We start from the raw sequence: 1,627 nt of genomic DNA, 5'->3' as shown, positions 1-1,627 counted from the left end.
GCTGAGCCATATTTTGGTTTCACTTCAAAGTCTTGGTATTGACCTCCTCGCAGCAACGTGAAGGGCTTTTCGATTTTCTTCATTTCATTTGCTTCCTTTCATCGCTTGTCTGGCAATTTCGGGAAAATATTTTTCCATGAAATCGCCAAAAGCCACTGGTTCACACGTGTACCCTTTGACCCCCTCCCGTGGGTACATGACACATTGGCCGCGGAGGAGCTTTCGAAACCGTTCCGTCTTGAAGATCGTGTTCGCGAACCACTGGGCATCCATGTGATAGCGGGCCACCAGATCCGGCATCGTCCACCACTGACGCGTATCGGCCAGCTTGACCAACCGGTCGTACTCCTCACGGCTGATGATTACTTGGTCCGCTGGCACCTCAATGGTGATTGTGGGCTTAACTGTGATCGTCTGCGTCATTATGGTCACCCCGCTTTTCCGCCTGGTGGTGTAGTACAGCGTCTTGTAGCTCGTCATCGGTCATTGACGCCAGCAGCAGTAATGTGAGGATTGTCTGCGCCTTGCCGGCTGCCAGCCCCAGGGCATATGCTGGGTTGTCTCCAGGTTTAAGGTCGGTAATCTGGCGGGCCAGTTCGTGAATTTCATCGAGCTCGCGCTGACTGATTAATGCTTTGTCCATTGTGATGACCTCCTTAACTTTCAGTATCCTGGCTGTTGGAGCCGGAGTCGATTTTTGACGGTTCCGAAAACCCCTGTTTGGCTGGTGCTTCGTCCGGAATCTCCTCAACAGCCTTGTACTGAGCGTTGAGATAGTCGTAAATGACTGCCAGACGCTGAATTTCTGCGACGCGGTCGTCCAGCAGATTCATCTTGTTCTCGGCTAACGGCGCGCTACCATCGTCCGTGGGATAGTCCGCGTCAAGCATGTCGTCCACAGCTAGTGGAATCTCCTTGGCCACCTGACGCATCCGTTCGATCGTGACGGTGAGCATGACGTCCAGCATGGAGAATTTGTTCTCCTTGAAAGGCTTGAGGTTTACTGTCTCACACATTGATGTAGCCTTCTTTCTTCGCTTCGGCTTTAATTTCGGCCAGGCCTTTGTCCGTGTACAGCCAGGTCGGGACCTCCTTGTCACTATGCTGTGACTTGCTGGCAGCCCACCGGCCATACTCATTCTGTCCAGGTTGTTCAGCTTTGAGGCCGATTACTGTGGCCAGTCTGCCGACCCGCTGAGCAGTGATACCAAGCCGTTTCCCGACATCGCCGGCGCTGTATTCCTTGGTCTGCATTACTGGAATGGTCATTTCACCGGTCAATTCTTTGGCAGCCAGAGCCAGGAGCTGCTATTGGGCGCTGTCAGACACCGTGTGGATGGCGATGCGGTAGAGAGCGTTGGCCCGCTTGGTCTTCTCGCGGGTGATTGCCAGCTCGGCCTGCTGCGTTGGATCCAGCTTCTTCGTGGGCATCGCCTTCAGCGTTGCTTCCATTGAATTGAATGCCTGGATGTATTCGAGTTTGAACTTATCGGCGGCCTGCCCGGTGAAGCCAAAGGCGATGAAGGTAAAGCCGTCACGGTTCATGTAGTACATCTTGTTGCGTTTGCCGCTACGATCCTTGTATTCGCCCAGGGAAAACATCGAATCGTACTGAGCGGAATTTTCC

At 53.4% G+C, this 1,627-nt stretch carries 3 protein-coding genes and 1 pseudogene; all 4 read right to left on the bottom strand.

Translation table 11 applies throughout. The annotated features are described in order from the left end of the window. Positions 1–84: 84 nt before the first annotated feature. Complete coding sequence (locus tag L248_RS15385; protein WP_052000068.1) at positions 85–423, bottom strand: DUF771 domain-containing protein; 339 nt, start codon at positions 421–423, stop codon at positions 85–87. Next, a complete protein-coding gene (locus L248_RS15940; protein ID WP_022530661.1) occupies positions 401–643 on the bottom strand; it encodes a hypothetical protein in 243 nt (80 codons plus the stop codon). The genes L248_RS15385 and L248_RS15940 overlap by 23 nt, the downstream gene beginning before the upstream one ends. Positions 644–656: 13 nt before the next feature. After that, a complete protein-coding gene (locus tag L248_RS12740) occupies positions 657–1,016 on the bottom strand; it encodes a hypothetical protein (protein WP_040536800.1) in 360 nt (119 codons plus the stop codon). Continuing rightward, positions 1,009–1,627, bottom strand: a pseudogene (locus tag L248_RS15380) (Rha family transcriptional regulator); the annotation flags it as partial. The gene L248_RS12740 and the pseudogene L248_RS15380, both read right to left, overlap by 8 nt.

Source organism: Schleiferilactobacillus shenzhenensis LY-73 (genome assembly GCF_000469325.1).
In the GTDB taxonomy this organism is placed as follows: domain Bacteria; phylum Bacillota; class Bacilli; order Lactobacillales; family Lactobacillaceae; genus Schleiferilactobacillus; species Schleiferilactobacillus shenzhenensis.
Note: the sequence above shows the minus strand (reverse complement) of the source record. Positions and strands in the feature narration are given on the sequence as shown.